13 protein-coding genes and 1 pseudogene are annotated in these 16252 nt (G+C 45.4%); 12 read left to right on the top strand and 2 right to left on the bottom strand.

All coding sequences use genetic code 11. From position 1 onward, the window contains the following. The first annotated feature begins 27 nt into the window (after window positions 1–27). From BLV33_RS04125 to BLV33_RS04090, 8 genes are all read left to right on the top strand, one after another. A complete protein-coding gene (locus BLV33_RS04125) occupies window positions 28–2388 on the top strand; it encodes a glycoside hydrolase family 95 protein (protein ID WP_090788537.1) in 2361 nt (786 codons plus the stop codon). Between the two features lie 112 nt (window positions 2389–2500). Continuing rightward, window positions 2501–3646 (top strand): GntR family transcriptional regulator, encoded by a 1146-nt coding sequence (locus BLV33_RS04120; protein WP_090798660.1) that lies wholly within the window; start codon window positions 2501–2503, stop codon window positions 3644–3646. A 355-nt stretch (window positions 3647–4001) separates the two neighbouring features. Next, on the top strand, window positions 4002–5960 hold the full coding sequence (locus BLV33_RS04115) for an ABC transporter substrate-binding protein (protein ID WP_090788535.1): 1959 nt from the start codon (window positions 4002–4004) through the stop codon (window positions 5958–5960). Window positions 5961–6031: 71 nt separating this feature from the next. Then, window positions 6032–7030 (top strand): ABC transporter permease, encoded by a 999-nt coding sequence (locus tag BLV33_RS04110; protein WP_090788533.1) that lies wholly within the window; start codon window positions 6032–6034, stop codon window positions 7028–7030. A 3-nt stretch (window positions 7031–7033) separates the two neighbouring features. Next, entirely contained in the window at window positions 7034–8179 is a 1146-nt protein-coding gene (locus tag BLV33_RS04105) for an ABC transporter permease (RefSeq protein WP_090788531.1), read from the top strand. A gap of 28 nt (window positions 8180–8207) precedes the next feature. Next, window positions 8208–9233: an ABC transporter ATP-binding protein gene (locus BLV33_RS04100; protein WP_090788529.1), complete on the top strand. Its 1026-nt coding sequence runs from the start codon at window positions 8208–8210 to the stop codon at window positions 9231–9233. Beyond that, complete coding sequence (locus BLV33_RS04095) at window positions 9226–10266, top strand: ABC transporter ATP-binding protein (RefSeq protein WP_090788528.1); 1041 nt, start codon at window positions 9226–9228, stop codon at window positions 10264–10266. Before BLV33_RS04100 ends, BLV33_RS04095 begins: the two co-directional genes overlap by 8 nt. Before the next feature lie 22 nt (window positions 10267–10288). Further along, window positions 10289–10822, top strand: a complete 534-nt coding sequence (locus BLV33_RS04090; RefSeq protein WP_090788526.1) for an HAD family hydrolase — start codon at window positions 10289–10291, stop codon at window positions 10820–10822. Here BLV33_RS04090 and BLV33_RS04085 read toward each other — a convergent pair. Then, on the bottom strand, window positions 10817–11494 hold the full coding sequence (locus BLV33_RS04085; RefSeq protein WP_253186966.1) for a hypothetical protein: 678 nt from the start codon (window positions 11492–11494) through the stop codon (window positions 10817–10819). The two genes, BLV33_RS04090 and BLV33_RS04085, sit on opposite strands and share 6 nt — an antisense overlap. Before the next feature lie 267 nt (window positions 11495–11761). On the opposite strand from BLV33_RS04085, the gene BLV33_RS04080 reads away from it, so the two are divergent. After that, window positions 11762–12427: a TVP38/TMEM64 family protein gene (locus tag BLV33_RS04080; RefSeq protein WP_090788524.1), complete on the top strand. Its 666-nt coding sequence runs from the start codon at window positions 11762–11764 to the stop codon at window positions 12425–12427. Window positions 12428–12457: 30 nt separating this feature from the next. Continuing rightward, window positions 12458–12910 carry a DMT family transporter gene (locus BLV33_RS04075; protein ID WP_090788522.1) on the top strand — a complete coding sequence of 151 codons (453 nt, stop codon included), beginning with the start codon at window positions 12458–12460 and terminating at the stop codon, window positions 12908–12910. On the opposite strand, the pseudogene BLV33_RS04070 reads toward BLV33_RS04075, so the two are convergent. After that, window positions 12883–13706: pseudogene (locus tag BLV33_RS04070) on the bottom strand (Ig domain protein group 2 domain protein); the annotation flags it as partial. The gene BLV33_RS04075 and the pseudogene BLV33_RS04070 overlap by 28 nt on opposite strands. 279 nt (window positions 13707–13985) lie before the next feature. On the opposite strand from BLV33_RS04070, the gene BLV33_RS04065 reads away from it, so the two are divergent. Both BLV33_RS04065 and BLV33_RS04060 read left to right on the top strand, forming a co-directional pair. After that, entirely contained in the window at window positions 13986–14660 is a 675-nt protein-coding gene (locus tag BLV33_RS04065) for a response regulator transcription factor (RefSeq protein WP_090788520.1), read from the top strand. A 2-nt stretch (window positions 14661–14662) separates the two neighbouring features. Continuing rightward, complete coding sequence (locus BLV33_RS04060; RefSeq protein ID WP_171909003.1) at window positions 14663–16171, top strand: sensor histidine kinase; 1509 nt, start codon at window positions 14663–14665, stop codon at window positions 16169–16171. Window positions 16172–16252 lie beyond the last annotated feature (81 nt).

The following is a 16252-nucleotide window of genomic DNA, read 5'->3' as shown; positions in this document are numbered from 1 at the left end:
TTTAATTTGGGATTAGGAGAGGATACAATGGAACTTAAATACAAGACAGCTGCAAAAGAATGGACAGAAGCATTGCCCATCGGTAATGGACGACTGGGCGCTATGATCTTCGGTGGTGTGGAAAAAGAGCTTCTGCAATTAAATGAAGATACGCTCTGGTCCGGACCACCAAAGGACTGGAACAATCCACGAGCGAAGGAACTGCTTCCGGAAGTGCGCCAACTTTTATTCGAAGGGCGATTTCTCGAAGCTGATCAATTGAGCAGAGGCATGTTAGGACCCAATGGGCAATCTTATTTACCGCTTGGCGATCTACACCTGCAATTTGATCATGGCAATATTGCGAGTTCCTACATGAGGAGCTTGAACATTGCTGAGGGAATATCCAGGGTTCAATACCAAATCGGTGAAGTTAGCTTTACGCGTGATGTATTTGCCTCCCATCCAGATCAAGCCATAGTGATTCGGCTTCAATCAAGCCATGCGGGCATGCTGAATGTTCATGCCAGATTGGATAGTCCGCTTCGTTATGAAACAGCAATGGACGGCAATCAAAATCTATTCCGAGGTATTGCCCCTGAACATGTAGACCCGAAATATCATGCAACCGATCATCCGATTATTTACGGACAACCGGAGACTACCGAAGCCATTCATTTCGAAGGCCGTCTTGGAGCTGAGCATGATGATGGGATATTGCAGGTTAATTCCACTGGATTGCATATTCTGGGAGCAACTTCAGCGACGCTCTATTTCAGTGCGGCTACAAGTTTTACTGTAACTGACCATAAAGCAAATAGTGTAGGACAAGATCCCTCGAGAGTGGCTAAGCAGTATTTGGATTCAGTGCTCTTACAATCCTATGAAACAGTACGCCAAAACCACATCGAAGATCACCAACGGTTATTTAACCGCGTCGAATTAAACATAGGGGAGACATTGGCTCCTGATCATCTATCGACCGATCAGCGAGTTATCGAATATGGGGCCAACGATCCAGGGCTTATTAAATTAATATTTGATTACGGTCGGTATCTGATGATCGCGAGCTCTCGTTCAGGTACGCAGCCTGCTAATTTACAAGGTATTTGGAACAATGAGACACGCCCGCCTTGGAGCAGCAACTGGACGCTGAACATCAACGCAGAAATGAACTATTGGCCGGTGGAAAACTGTAATCTGGAAGAATGCCATGAACCCTTTCTTTCACTCATCGAAAGAATGGCGCTTAACGGAAAAGACACTGCGCGCATCAATTATGGGGCAAGGGGCTGGACGGCGCATCACAATATGGATATATGGGGGCACACGGCACCCGTTGCCGGCGATCCTGTCTGGGCCTTGTGGCCAATGGGCGGTGCATGGGTTTCCCAGCATCTGTGGGAGCATTACGCTTTTGGCAAAAATGAGGATTATTTACGTCAAAGAGCATACCCACTAATGAAAGAATCGGCTCTGTTTTGTCTGGATTGGTTAGTGGATGACGGTTCGGGCCGATTAATTACCGCTCCTTCAACATCACCTGAACATAAATTTGTGACAGAAGAAGGTAAAACTGCTGTGAGCATTGCATCGACGATGGATATAGCGATTATCCGGGATTTATTTACCAACTGTATCGAAGCAGCGGAAATATTACAAATCGACGAAGAGTTTCGCGATGAGTTAAATCGAGCTCTTGAACGGCTTTATCCAATGCAAATTGGCAAGTATGGGCAGCTTCAAGAATGGTTTGAAGATTTTGAGGATGAAGACGTGCATCATCGCCATATCTCTCATGTTTTTGGCGTTTACCCCGGTCGCCAATTAACGGCAGCGAAGGAACCCCTGTACTTTGCAGCAGCAAGGCAAGCTTTAGAACGTCGCGGGGATGAAGGAACAGGATGGAGCTTAGGCTGGAAGGTAAACTTATGGGCACGCTTCCAAGATGGAAATCGAGCTTTGCGTATGATTGGGAAATTGCTGCAGCTTGTAAAAACAGACGAAACAAACTACGAAAATAAAGGCGGCGTATATGCCAACCTGTTCGATGCGCATCCTCCATTTCAGATTGATGGTAATTTTGCAGTAACCGCTGGAATTGCGGAGATGCTTTTACAATCGCATCAAGGGTATCTGCACCTGCTTTCCGCCTTGCCGGATAGTTGGACGAAGGGCTCGGTCAAAGGGTTAAGGGCACGCGGAGGATTTGCAGTTGATCTCATTTGGGATGAGGGCTCGATCCGACAAGCACTGATTTTGTCCGAGGCCGGGGAGAACTGCAACCTTCGTGTTGATGGGAATGTGGGGGTATGGGATGCTGATGTTCCTATTCGAACAGAAACTCTTGATCCAGGGTTGATCAGCTTTCCGACGGTGAAAGGTAAACGATATATAATCACTTTTTAATTTGAAGAGTTTTAAGATTTGATTAAAATGAATGATTGATATGGTATTTATATCAGTATTTATGTTAGTATACTTCTGATATAGATAAACAGTGAAGGAATGAGCCGAATTGGTGTTCCATCGTGAAAAAGAAAGAAAGCAGCTGCTATACGTCCAAATTGCTGAGAAACTAAAAACGGAAATTCGCAGCAGAAAGCTGAGAGCTCACGATCCCGTTCCTTCAGAAGGTGAATTGGCAAAGAAGTTCGGTGTTAGTAGAATGACCACGAAGCTTGCTCTGGAATCATTGGCTAAACAAGGTATCGTGTATAGACTTGCAAGAAGAGGAACTTTTCTATCTGAGAACGGCTCGGTTTGGGAAGCTGAGGACCTGCCGGCTTACACCCCAAAAGTAATGCGGCCAATTAAGAAAAGGATCGCTATATTGGTGCCAAATATGGACGATTATATATCCCGGATCATCTCATCGGTAGAAAATGAAGCCCGAAAGTCCGGTTGTCATTTGCTTATTAAGATAACAACGGACAAAGAGGATGAAAGCGAGTGTCTGCAGGAGCTTTACGAAGATCAAATAGAGGGCATTATTTTGTATCCGCGTGGGCGAAAGACATGCAGTGAGAAAGTGTTGAGGCTGAATCTTTTGAACTACCCGCTGGTCATCATTGATCGAATATTCCGTGAAGTTCAAATTGATTGTGTTTATCACGATCACTATCAAGGCGCCTATAATCTTACACAATATTTGATTGCCAAGGGTCACAAAGAGATAGGCTATGTTTCGATGATATTTGATGGGGTGACAAGCAGGGAGGATCGCTATCAGGGATATTTACGAGCTATGCTTGATCACAATCTTCCCATCAATAGCCAAAATATCTTCCTGGAGTGTACGGAGGATTACTTAAACAACTTGAACGCATCCAACCCGCAATTGGAGACTCTTATCGGGTGCAACCATACTTTAACGGCATTGGTATGCGCCGATGACTACGTAGCGGCTTCCTGCCTCTACACAGCTATACATATGAACAAGTCCGTCCCCGAACAGCTGTCCATTGTCGGATTTACCGATATTCAATTGGCGAGCCTGCTGCCCGTTCCCTTAACTACTGGTAGACAAACTACGGAGAAATTGGGAGAAGCTGCAGTAAATTTGCTCATGCAACGTATGGACAATTCGAGGCAAGGAGCTATTACGATAAAAGTAAACACCTCGATTGTCGAACGAAGCTCCGTTCGTTCACTCCAAATAGAGTAGAAGCTAAATAAGCAGCGTCAGCAATATGGAGTCAAAAACGAACCTCCTACCCAAATTTATAGTGGAGTTGGAGGTTTTTTCGTTCCTATTTTGGGTCTGGTTCAGTTGGAAGTACCCATTGGGGACAGCCTCTTTTTTAATAAATTAACAAATATCAGGTTTACAAAATAAATACAAGGAAGGTTATTGAATATGTCAATGACATAAGATAATCTAAATATAAGCGATTGATATTTTTATTTATTGCTGGAGGGGGAACATGACTGCGCCTATACATATGGAACATTCCTGCTTATGTTTAAAGGATTGAATGGCTTTGGATTAAAGAAATATAAAGAGAGAATGGAGTGTCCAAATGGCAAGAAAAAAAATGATAACCACCACTGTGGTTGTACTGCTGTCGATTTCCGTGTTAGCAGGCTGTTTATCGAAAAACAACAATAATGCACAGAACAGCGCTTCACCCGGGAATACTGCAAGTACGAAAACCTCTACTGGTACGTTTAAAGAAGCACCAATGCTGGAAGCGCTTGCAAAGGCAGGTACGCTGCCAGCAGTAGATCAGCGGCTGCCGGCGAAGCAGGATATCATGATTGAGCCGGTACTTGACAAAACCGGAAAATATGGCGGCGAATGGCGGTATCCTTGGAGTGGACCCAACGATAAATGGGGAATCGAGATGGTGACGGAAGAACCGCTATTCCGTTTCAAGCAAGACGGCTCAGGCGTAGAACCTAACGTTGCCAAAGGCTACGATGTGAACGCCGATTCGACCTTATTTACCATACATTTGCGCCAAGGCATGAAGTGGTCTGACGGGCATGTTTTCAACGCTGATGACGTTCTCTTCTATTGGGAGCATATGCTTATTCCGGAAACGTTCGGCAAAGCGCTCTACGATTGCTATTACTCCATTGATCCGGCAACAGGATCGAAAGAAAGAGCCGAAGTGACCAAAGTCGACGATTACACGGTTCAAGTCAAGTTCAAACACTCGAGCGTTCAGTTCCTGGAGCGCCTCGCGATCGACAACAAATGGTTTTTCGCGCCTGCTCATTATTACAAAACGGTTCTGCCGGAATTTATCGGTCCAGACAAAGCGCTTGAGGTTGCCAAACAATACGGCTTCAACGATACGAAGAACTTGGGCATTTGGACTGGCTACTATTTTTGGTTGTATCCGCAGCGCCCGACGCTTAACGCTTGGGTAGCGAAAAATGACGCCAACAGCGACAAATTCATTTTGGAGCGCAATCCCTACTTTTTCAAGACGGACAAAGATGGCCAGCAGCTTCCTTATATTGACCGCATCGTAATGCCCAAAATGCAAGACAGCAGCCACACGATGATTGAAACGTTTGCCGGTAACGTTGAATTAACCGGGGCTGATTTTAAAGATTTTACGGTTTTGAAGGAAAATGAGAAAAAAGGCAATTATCACGTCGTTACTTGGTCAGCTACAAGCTGGTCCAGTACGGGAATTGAATTGAATCAAACGACCGAAGCTCCGAAGCTCCGTGCTTTGTTCCAAGACATTCGATTCAGAGAGGCGCTCTCCGTCGCCGTAGACCGCAATCAAGTATCGGAAATTATAACGAACGGACAAGGCAAGCCGGCTCAAGCTTCGGTGCCTAAAGGCCTTCCAAACTACCAGGATGGCTGGGATAAGCAATGGATCGGCTACGACACGAATCGCGCCGCCAAGCTCTTCGACGACATCGGGTTGAAATGGGACAGTAACCATAAATACAGAACCTATGCCGACGGTTCCGATTTATCTATCGTCATCTATGAACAGAAAGGCGACGACGAGAGATTTATAGAATTGCTTCGAAAATATTACGATCAAGTCGGCATCAAAACCGATCTGAAGGTAGTCGATAACGGCAGCTACAACGACCTGAAGTATGCCAACAAAATACCTGCCAGCATTGCTAACGTAAGTGTTATGAACGTTGCCTTAAGGCCGGATGAGCTCGTTCCGCTCCGCGTCATTACCCCTTGGTTCGGCCATTACGGTTTGTATACTTCCTCCAAGGGCAAGGAGGGTGTTAAGCCGGAAGGCGATGTGGCCCTGATCTTGGAGTACTGGGACAAACTCAAAGCCGCCAAAACCAAGGAAGAAATTACGAAGTGGAGTAACGAGATCGTTAAGCTTCACCAAAAAAATCAATGGGTTATCGGCTATACGAGCCCTACACCAGTTGTATTTATCGTCAAAAATAATTTGAAAAACTTTCCGACTGCGCTTTTCTCAAGCGACGAGACCAGAGGAATGGGCCTTGCCCATCCGGAGCAATTCTACTTAGAATAGGCTAACTGCTGAACAATGGGGGGAGGTTCAATTCTCCCCCATTGTTTTTGCGTTATGAAGAGAGGAGTACCATGCTTACTTATATTGTGCGCAGAGTGATTACGATGATTCCAGTCGTGTTGCTCATTTCCATTATTGTTTTTTTTATCATCCAGCTTCCTCCCGGCGATTTCATCAGCGATTATGCTGCCAAGATGGCAGTCGGAGGAGAAATTTTGGACAAGGCAACCATGCAAATGTTGCGAGAGTCGTACGGCCTGGACCAACCCTGGTACATCCAATATTTGAAATGGATGTGGGGCATGGTGAGTAGAGGAGATTTCGGTTATTCATTTAGCTACAACCGTCCGGTGTTATCGATTCTCGGCCAGTATATGGGGCTAACGATGATCGTTTCACTAGTTTCCATGCTGTTTACGTATGTGGTTTCAATACCAATAGGCATTTACAGCGCGGTTAAGCAATACTCCTTCGGCGATTACCTCATAACAGGACTCGGCTTTTTAGGCATGGCCACTCCGAATTTTTTACTTGCGATTGTTTTGATGTACTTTTCCTATATATACGTAGGCGATCCGATGCTGGGATTGTTTTCTCCACAATTTGTCGATAAAGCATGGTCCATTGCGAAATTTGCCGATTTTCTCAAGCATATGATTATCCCTATCGTCGTCATCGGCTTAGGAAGCACATGCGATTTAATTCGCGTCATGCGAGGGCAGATGCTTGACGAGATGGACAAGCCCTATATGCTGACCGCAAGAGCCAAAGGGCTTTCGGAAGCGAAAATCATTATGAAATATCCGATTCGCGCAGCGATTAATCCGATTGTCAGCACACTCGGGTGGTCACTTACATCGATTTTTACAGGAAGTACCATTACTGCGATTGTACTCAATTTACCGACCCAAGGACCGGTTATATACCAAGCGCTGCTCAGTCAGGATATGTATCTTGCCGGCACTTGGCTGCTTTTTATGGCGGTGTGCATCGTGCTTGGTACTTTGATTTCGGACATTTTGCTATTCTGGCTAGATCCCCGAATTCGCTTGCAGAGAAAAGGAATGTGAAGGATGAAAACTCAGTTAGGCGGCACCACCTTATTTTCCAAGCTGTTTACAGTAAAAAAGAAGGAAGAATCGTATTACGCGGCCTCGCATTGGCGGCTAATGGCCCGGAAATTGATGAAGCATAAGCTGGCCAAAATCAGTCTGTTTGTGCTCACTTTCATGTATGTGGTCGCTTTATTCGGTAATTTCATTGCCCCACAAGGGCTGGACAGCTACGACAGCGAAAGTGTGAACAGCAAGCCGACGCAATTGCATTGGATCGATAAAGACGGCAAATTCCACTTAATGCCGTTCGTATACGGTACTAAGTCGGGCCGTGACCCGGTTACGCTGCGCAAAATGTTCGTCGAGGACACAGAGCATACGTATGCCATTCAGTTTTTCGTGAAAGGCAATGAATATAAATTTTGGGGCGTTATTCCGAGCAATTTGCATCTGTTTGGCGTGAAAGCGCCGGGGCATCTTTTTATTTTTGGTACAGATGGTATGGGCAGGGATTTATTCTCCAGAGTTGTTCTAGGCAGTCAAATTTCCTTAACTATTCCCTTGGTCGGTGTCTTTATAAGCTTTATCCTCGGATTGTTGCTAGGAGGTATTTCGGGGTACTTTGGCGGACCAATCGACAACATGATTCAAAGGAGCATTGAAATCATTCGTTCTTTTCCAACTCTTCCGTTATGGATGGCGTTATCGGCGGCTATTCCCCCCAGGGTGCCTGTAGTGCAAATGTTCCTGTACATTACGATCATTATGGCTTTCATCGAATGGACGGGATTGGCTCGGGTGGTTCGCAGTAAATTTATTTCGATAAAGAATGAAGATTATGTAATGGCCGCGAAAATTTCCGGAATCAGCAACTCGAGAATAATCGCAGTTCATCTCATTCCCGGATTCATGAGCTATTTGGTTGTGAGCATGACGCTTTCGATCCCTTCGATGATTATCGGTGAAACGGCGATGAGCTTCCTTGGGCTTGGTATTCGCTCGCCTGCTGCAAGCTGGGGCGTCCTGCTGCAGGAAGCGCAGCGAATGGAGAGCGTAGCTTTATATCCTTGGAAATTGATTCCGCTGGTCTCTGTCATTGTTACGGTACTGACGTTTAATTTCCTTGGGGACGGCTTGCGTGACGCGGCCGATCCGTATAAATAAGATCTACATTCTACTTGTGAGGAAGATCATGATGACTGCAGTAAAAGAGAATCTTCAAACCCTGCTTCAAGTTGACGAATTAAAAATTCATTTTCCAACGGATGGAGGCTTGTTAAAAGCTGTCGACGGTATCAGCTTTCAGGTTTCCAAAGGAAAAACTCTGGGTATTGTCGGGGAGTCCGGCTGCGGTAAAAGCATTACAGGTAAAGCCATTCTCGGCATTCAGCCTAAAACCTCCGTCACTTCGGGGTCGATCAAGCTCGGGGATGCCGATTTGCTCAAGATGAAACGTGACGGGGCAGAAATTCGCTCTATACGCGGAAGCAAGATCGCGATGATCTTCCAAGAACCAATGACAGCCTTCTCTCCTTTGTACACAATTGGCAATCAAATCATGGAATCGGTATTGCTGCACCGCACTAAAAATAAACATGAAGCAAAGCGGATGACAATTGACGTTCTGCAGCGCGTGGGAATCTCCAATCCGGAAAGGCGTTTCGACCAATATCCTCATGAGTTTTCAGGAGGAATGATGCAAAGAGCGATGATTGCCATGGCGCTCTCCTGCGGACCCGAGCTGCTGATTGCAGATGAGCCTACGACCGCTCTTGATGTAACGATCCAAGCCCAGGTGTTGGAATTGATGAAGCAATTGCAGCAGCAATTCGGTATGGCTATCGTGTTCATTACCCACGATCTTGGCATTGTTGCGGAAATGTGCGACGAAGTCGCCGTCATGTATTTGGGCAAAATTGTCGAGCAGGCGACCGTGAGTGAAATATTCCATCATCCGAAACACCCGTATACCAGAGGGCTCCTTAACTCTATTCCGGCGATTGGAGGAAGAAAGGAACGTTTGGAGTCCATAGAAGGAACGGTGCCTATTCCACTGAATTTGCCGCCGATGTGCGGATTCTACGATCGCTGCAAGGACCGGATTCCAGGTCTTTGCGACAAACGCCAAGTGCCGCAGACACAGCTGTCCGCCAATCATACGGTTAGCTGTTTTCTTTACGGCGAAAACAAGAACGAAAGTGGAGAGCGCCATGACTGAAAAACCAATAATGCAGATAGACAATCTAGTCAAAGAGTATCCCGTGCACAAGGGCTTCGGATTCACCCGCAAAACGACTGCGGTCAAGGCGGTCTCGGACATATCGTTTACGTTACGCAAGGGGGAAACGTTTAGTCTCGTGGGAGAATCGGGCTGCGGTAAGACTACGCTGGGCAGGTGCTTGGTCAGAGGGATTGAGGCGACCTCCGGCCAAGTTTTCTATTACTTGGAGGATGGCACCAAGGTCGACTTTTTGCAAGCCAAGCAGCAGGAGTACACAGCTATACGCAAAAACATTCAAATGATTTTTCAGGACCCCTATTCTTCATTAAATCCTCGGATGACCGTCTTCGACATTATCAGTGAGCCGCTCAGGGCTTCATTTCATTTGTCAAAATTCGAAATTGAAAAGCGCGTGATCGAAATGGCCGAGCAGACGGGATTGAATATCAGTTATTTGAGGCGGTATCCTCATGCTTTCTCGGGAGGACAGCGGCAGCGAATCGGCATCGCCAGGGCGCTCATTACCAATCCCAAGGTGATCGTATGCGACGAGGCGGTATCCGCGCTTGACGTTTCTATTCAGGCGCAAATCATTAACCTGCTTAAGGATTTGCAGCAGCAATTTCAGATTACGTACCTTTTCATCTCGCACGATCTGTCTGTGGTCAAGCATATTTCCGACCGGATCGCCGTGATGTATTTGGGGAAAATTATCGAGCTTGCGTCTACTGACGATTTGTTCTATCAACCAAGGCATCCCTATACAGAGGCATTGCTGTCAGCGGTACCCAATCCCGATCCGGACAGAAAGAAGGAAAGGGTTATTGTGCGCGGTGAGATTCCAAATCCGGCTAACCCGCCTTCGGGCTGCCATTACCATCCGAGATGCGCTTATAAAACAGAGCTGTGCGAGCAAACCGCTCCGGAATTGCAGGAGATAGGCGAGGGACGTGTGGTGGCGTGCCACTATGCAAATGAGTTGAAGCTCAGGGGAATTACGGAAACCTTTCCTGTCGAACAGAGGTTTTAAAACAAACGAGGGAGACGATACCATGAGTGAGAAGAAGCTCATTATATTTCTGGATAGCGGCGACACGATTATCGATGAAACAACGGAAATCAGGAATGATGAAGACATAGTCATTAGCGCGAGCGTTATTCCAGGCGCGGATGTAATGGTTAAAGCCTTAATCGAGAGGGGATATACACTCGCTCTGGTTGCCGATGGCAATGCGCAATCATTCAAAAATATGTTTACTCAGTTGGGCCTCTATGATTGCTTCAGCACCATGATTTATTCGGAAACGATCAAGGCCAGTAAGCCGAGTCCGCGGATGTTCAAGGCGGCGGTAGGGGCGCTTGATCTGAACGAGATGGATTATTCCCGGATTGTGATGGTCGGCAATAATTTAAGCCGTGATATCAAAGGCGCGAATGCTCTTGGCATCACCAGCGTCTTTCTCAGCTGGACCTCACGTTATCCGCATACACCGGCCGACGAAAGCGAACGCCCGGTGTATACGATTCGTGAACCGTTGGAATTGCTGGACTTGGTGGAACAGTTAAACGACAAGCTGCAGTCATGATAAAGTTTCCAGGAGCGCTCTCTGGCGAACAGGGATCTCTTCTCGAAGCTCGTCCCATGTGACGAAAATGTCGTCAGGCCATTCATATCGTATATATTCAAAGCTTGGTTGGAAGCGGAAGGAGCGAAGGTGCTCTTCCGCTATTTTATCGATATGATCCCCGGATTTGAACTGTCCCTTAAACATCTCAGGCTCTAATACGCCTCCATTGCCAGCCAGTTCATTGTTGCACGTCTCTACATCAGGGAGAAGCCGGAATACTTCCTCCAATGGCGACATCGCATGCTTGCCTGGTTGTACGAATAATTTGACGCGGTTATCGGCTGGCAAGTTGCTGCGGTCGCGCAGCAAGCCAAGCAAATACCTTCCATGGAAGCTGGCTTCGCAGGAAACGATTTCTCCTTCGTATCCGACATAAACCCAGACATGCTCCAAATCGTAAAGGTGCTGGATGTCATAGTCCCAATAAATCGCGTATTCAATAACCGCATGAATCTTCTCGCGGTTGACTTCAATCACCCTGTTGAATGATAATGACGGAGCGGTATTCTCGAAAATAGTGATGCCCACCCTGATGGGGAGAAAAGGTTCTTTGCTATCCAAATAAAGCGCTGGGGCCACTTGAAGTGCAGTCTCCCAAAGCGAAGGTTTCATGCTCTCGACTTTTGGCATAATTTTAATTCTCCTTTTAATTTAATAATTTCATTATACATAAAAAAAATGATATAAAATGTATAAGATTTTATGAATGCAGACAACGGATTCTAACTTATGACACTGTAACGAAAATGACAGCCAGTTGTGTGGGTTGAACACAATTGGCTGTCATTTATTATTTAAGTTAACTTCACATTAGATTTGGTCATTTTATGTTATATTCAAAAGGTAATCATTCTTTCGACAATGTAACTGAAATATGAGTAACAAAGGGGGTGCAACTTGAAAAAGAAGCCGTTTGTCAAAATAGTCGCAATCCTGCTTTTTGTAATTGCTCTATTGCTTTGGATCAATCAACGTTACTTGCATCTTACTCCGCAAAACATCCGTGATTGGATCTTGTCCTTCGGTTGGATGGCTCCTCCCCTGTATATATTATTATTTACCTTCAGGCCCTTTGTTTTATTTCCTGTAACCATATTGTCGTTGACCGGAGGACTAGCGTTCGGTGCTCTGTGGGGATCCATATTTACGATCATTGGAGCTACACTCGGGGCATTGTTATCGTTTCTCGTCTCCCGTTATTTCGGCAAAAAACTGGTCAATAAACAATGGACGGGAAAATGGAGCAAGCTTGAAAAGAGGCTGGAAGCCCAAGGCTTCTTCTATATACTTCTCATTCGTTTAATTCCTTTTATCTCGTTTGATTTGATTAGTTATGCAGCCGGTTTGTCGAAAATCCGAATCCTGCCTTATTTACTTGGAACGGTGATCGGAATCATTCCGATCACCATTGCCTTCAATTTTCTAGGATCCAGCTTTATGAAAGGATCTATCAACACTATCTTCGTTGCCATATTGATGATTGCCGCGGTTGTTGCCATTCCTTTGATTTTTCGAAAAAAGCTTGATCCGATGCATGATCAGGAAGAAAGGAACCAACCATAAAGCTTATTGAAATTGAAGGGGAATGGACACATGCTAGCAAACAAAATAAGCTTTATACTTGCTTTTTCTGCAGGATTACTGGGTGTTACTCAAGGTATGATCAATGCGTACATAGGCAAAGTTCAGGGACAGTATGGAATGATTATTGGTGTTTCCGCAATACAAATCGCCTTTGCCTCTTTTTTATTGTGGCGTGTCAAATCCGCTCCTCCGCTCCAGCTTCAAGTCATTCCTTGGATATTGGTTGCGGGAATTTTGGGCGTAGGCATAATGTTCAGCACCTCCTATGCTACGGGGAAGATTGGAACTGTCTCCGTTTTTATCCTGATCATTGCCGGGCAGCTTGTGGCTTCCTCAATTATCGATCACCTCGGACTTATGGGATTGCCTAAGAATCCATTTACCCTAGGCAAATTCGGCAGTATATTACTTATCATGCTCGGCGTGTTTTGTTTGCCTTCGGCGGTACTTCCTCCCGCGTAAACTCCTTGATCGACTGCATTTGCCCATTTTGTGGAAGTAGCAGGCAGGTATACTATCCCTTTTGCCTTATTAGGATCGATAATGGCCAGTGTTGAACCTGCATGCATCGCTACTGTAGACACTCCAGCTGTAATATTAAAGGCTTGGGCCGGGGCCACAATCTGATTTGCGGTTACATCGCCAATGGCATTATACCTGTAACGAATTCCAAAATTGTTAGCCAGCCAATCTGAACTAGCCACACCGCTCATCGCGGCCGAGCTGCTTTCTTCAGCGGTCATGCCTTGTGCAGGATTCGACCATGCGCCGCGGCGGTAGCCATTGAACACTTCAGAGGAATCCCAACGATTCTTATTCCGATCCGCATTATAATGGTCCGCTATGAAGAAAATACTGCCGCCCCCTTGCACATACTGGAGCATAGCTGCTTGCTCGGACGTTTTGTAAGGAATGTCGCTTCGCCAATGACCAGGACGTCATAGCCGGACAGATCACTAAGGACGATCGGTGTTGATTTACGTAATTCTTTGACATCATAGCCCTGATTGGCCAAAGCATTTCCAAAATCGGAGAATGCCCCATCAATCACCCAATCCGCTGCACCTGCTGTTTGAGCGTGTGTATTATCGAATAGAACTTTCTTCCCGTTGGCCGGGCCAACATGGAGAATTTGGGGAGCCGGATCGCTTGGCCCCTCCGCATAAGTCTGCGGTGCATTGCCCAAGCTGGTCAATAAAACGCTGATGCTTAACACGGAAGCAAGAAGCAAACGAAACATTAAACGGCTAACTCTCATAATACATCTCCCAATCTAGTGAATTTGCGTACTTATGTACACAGGAATATATTAAATTAGAAAAATTTACCTAAATGAAAATATTTGATGAAATAAATGTAAATTCTCTTAACACTCATCAGCAGGAATAGAATGCTAGAATCGCCGGCCAGGTTTTCAAATGAAAATCTAATAATTGAAGCATACACTAGTTCTGCGCTGAATTTATGGAAAATTAAGTCAGGATTCATTCTGATTTAAGGAAAGCCATTTAGAATGGATGGAGCAGGGGGTGGCGGGATGCGAATATTGGTGGTTGAGGATGATCTTCCTTTGAGGAAGGTGATTACTGAGCTATTTGAAGAGGAATCCTATCAGGTGGATGGCACGGATTCAGGGGATGACGGATTATTCCTTGCAGAGCAAGGGATTTATGATTTGTTGGTATTTGATATTATGCTCCCGGGAACGAATGGGTTATCGATTGTAAAAAAGCTGCGCTTGCGGTCTATGGCGACCCCTATTTTATTTTTGACAGCAAAGGATAGTGTGGAGGATCGGGTAAGCGGTTTAGACGCAGGTGCTGACGATTATATAGTTAAACCTTTTGTGATCACCGAGCTTTTGGCAAGAGTTCGTGCGCTTTTGCGTCGGCAGGGAGCTATGAGCTCTGAAGGGGAGATCTCTTACGGCATAATCAGTATCAAGCCCAAATTGCATGATGCCTTCGTAGATGGGAGTCCACTTCAATTAACGATCAAAGAATTTAAGCTGCTGGAATTTTTGGTATTGAATAGTGAACAGATACTAACAAAGGAACAAATTTTTGATCGCATTTGGGGATTTGATTCGGATACAGCAAACAGTATTGTTGAGCTCTATATCCATTATTTGCGCAAAAAAATGAGCCTGCATGGCTGTGAGCATTTATTACATACCGTCCGGGGAGTTGGCTATCGGCTAAAGGAGAAATGAGGATGTTTTATAAAACTCGAATGCGTTTGACTATTTTGAACACATTGATTTTTTTCCTCATTCTCAGCTTATTCGGCGCTGCGCTGTTTTTATATGTGAAATTTCAGCTTTATGCCAAAATAGACGATTCTTTATTGCAGCAAGCAAAAAATGTGCAATTGAGGCAAAATGGAATTGGAGACAAAGTCTATTACCAATCTCCTGATAGCGTTGATCCACGGGTATTTTTTATCACGCGCGATGTAAAAGGTACTGTTACCTCCCAAACCCAGGATAATCAAAGTGTTGTGCTTAGCAAACAAATGAATGAAGTCCCCATTTCTTTACCGCAAACTGTGGATAATTCTCCAACAACGGTAGTCGTGGACGGACGCCATTATCGTGTCCTTGCCGTGTCGAATAAAAATATCCCATTCAAATCCTCATTTATTCAATTAAAATTGTTGAACCCTCCGACAAGTTTAACGGGGTCAAGCTTTATCCCATCATTAGCATCTCCAATGCTGAATAGCTTGGATTTGACAACCGTATCGCAAAATGTTTATACAAAAATGGAACTGGTGACAGGATACAGCGCAGGAGAACTGCCTGGGTTAAAAGGAAAGATCATGTCTGGATTTGCTACTTTTGCAAATGAGCCTTTTAATACATTGCTCGTCGGATCTCCTGTTGCAACCATGCAGTTTATCAGCAATATAGATCCGGGGCTTAACATGCTGCACAGCTTATTTATCATTATTATTGCCGGCGTTGCGATAAGCGGTTTATTGACCTTGCTTGCAGGGTTTTATCTGGCCCAGCGTGCCTTGGTTCCGATTCGGGAATCATGGGAGAAGCAGCAGCAATTTGTAGCGGATGCCTCACATGAACTGCGTACTCCGCTTGCTGTCATTCAAGCCAATACGGAGCTGCTGCTCCGTCACCCGGATCATTCCATCGAGCAGGAGAGCGGTTACGTCTCAACCATTCTGAAGGAATCGAAACGGATCAATAAACTTATCACCAGCTTGCTGACCTTTGCGCGATCTGATTCCAACCAAATGGAAATCCAGACGAAACCGATCGATATAGATTCGTTAATTAGAGAATGCGTACTGCAATTTACGCCATTGGCTGATATGAAACAAATTGAATTAAAAGTGAAGCTGGAATGCCCGCTGGAAATGATGGCCGATGAGGAGCGAATTCATCAGCTTCTGGTCATCTTGATCGATAACGCGCTTAAATACACACCCGAGCGAGGAATGATCTCTATTTCTTCAAACAGGACGGCGCATTCCGTGAATTTGATCATCGAAGATACGGGAGTCGGAATCCCTGAATCCGATCTGCCGTTTATTTTTGAACGTTTTTTTCGCGGCGACAAGATTCGTTCGCGTTCTGATGGCAGCTTGGGCCTAGGTTTGTCAATAGCCCATTGGATTGTGCAGAGGCATGGCGGCAAAATTCGTGCGGAGAGCCAGCTGGGCCGAGGAACACGTTTCCTGCTTACTTTTCCGCTTAGAAGATAAAAGTTTAACCTTTCAAAGCTAATTCTAAGAAAAATTCCTCATATTGGGTTTGTATCAAAAAAATTCACTGTTAATCCAGTG

Source organism: Paenibacillus sp. GP183, from assembly GCF_900104695.1.
Lineage (GTDB): Bacteria > Bacillota > Bacilli > Paenibacillales > NBRC-103111 > Paenibacillus_AI.
This window is presented reverse-complemented; position numbering and strand designations above follow the sequence as displayed.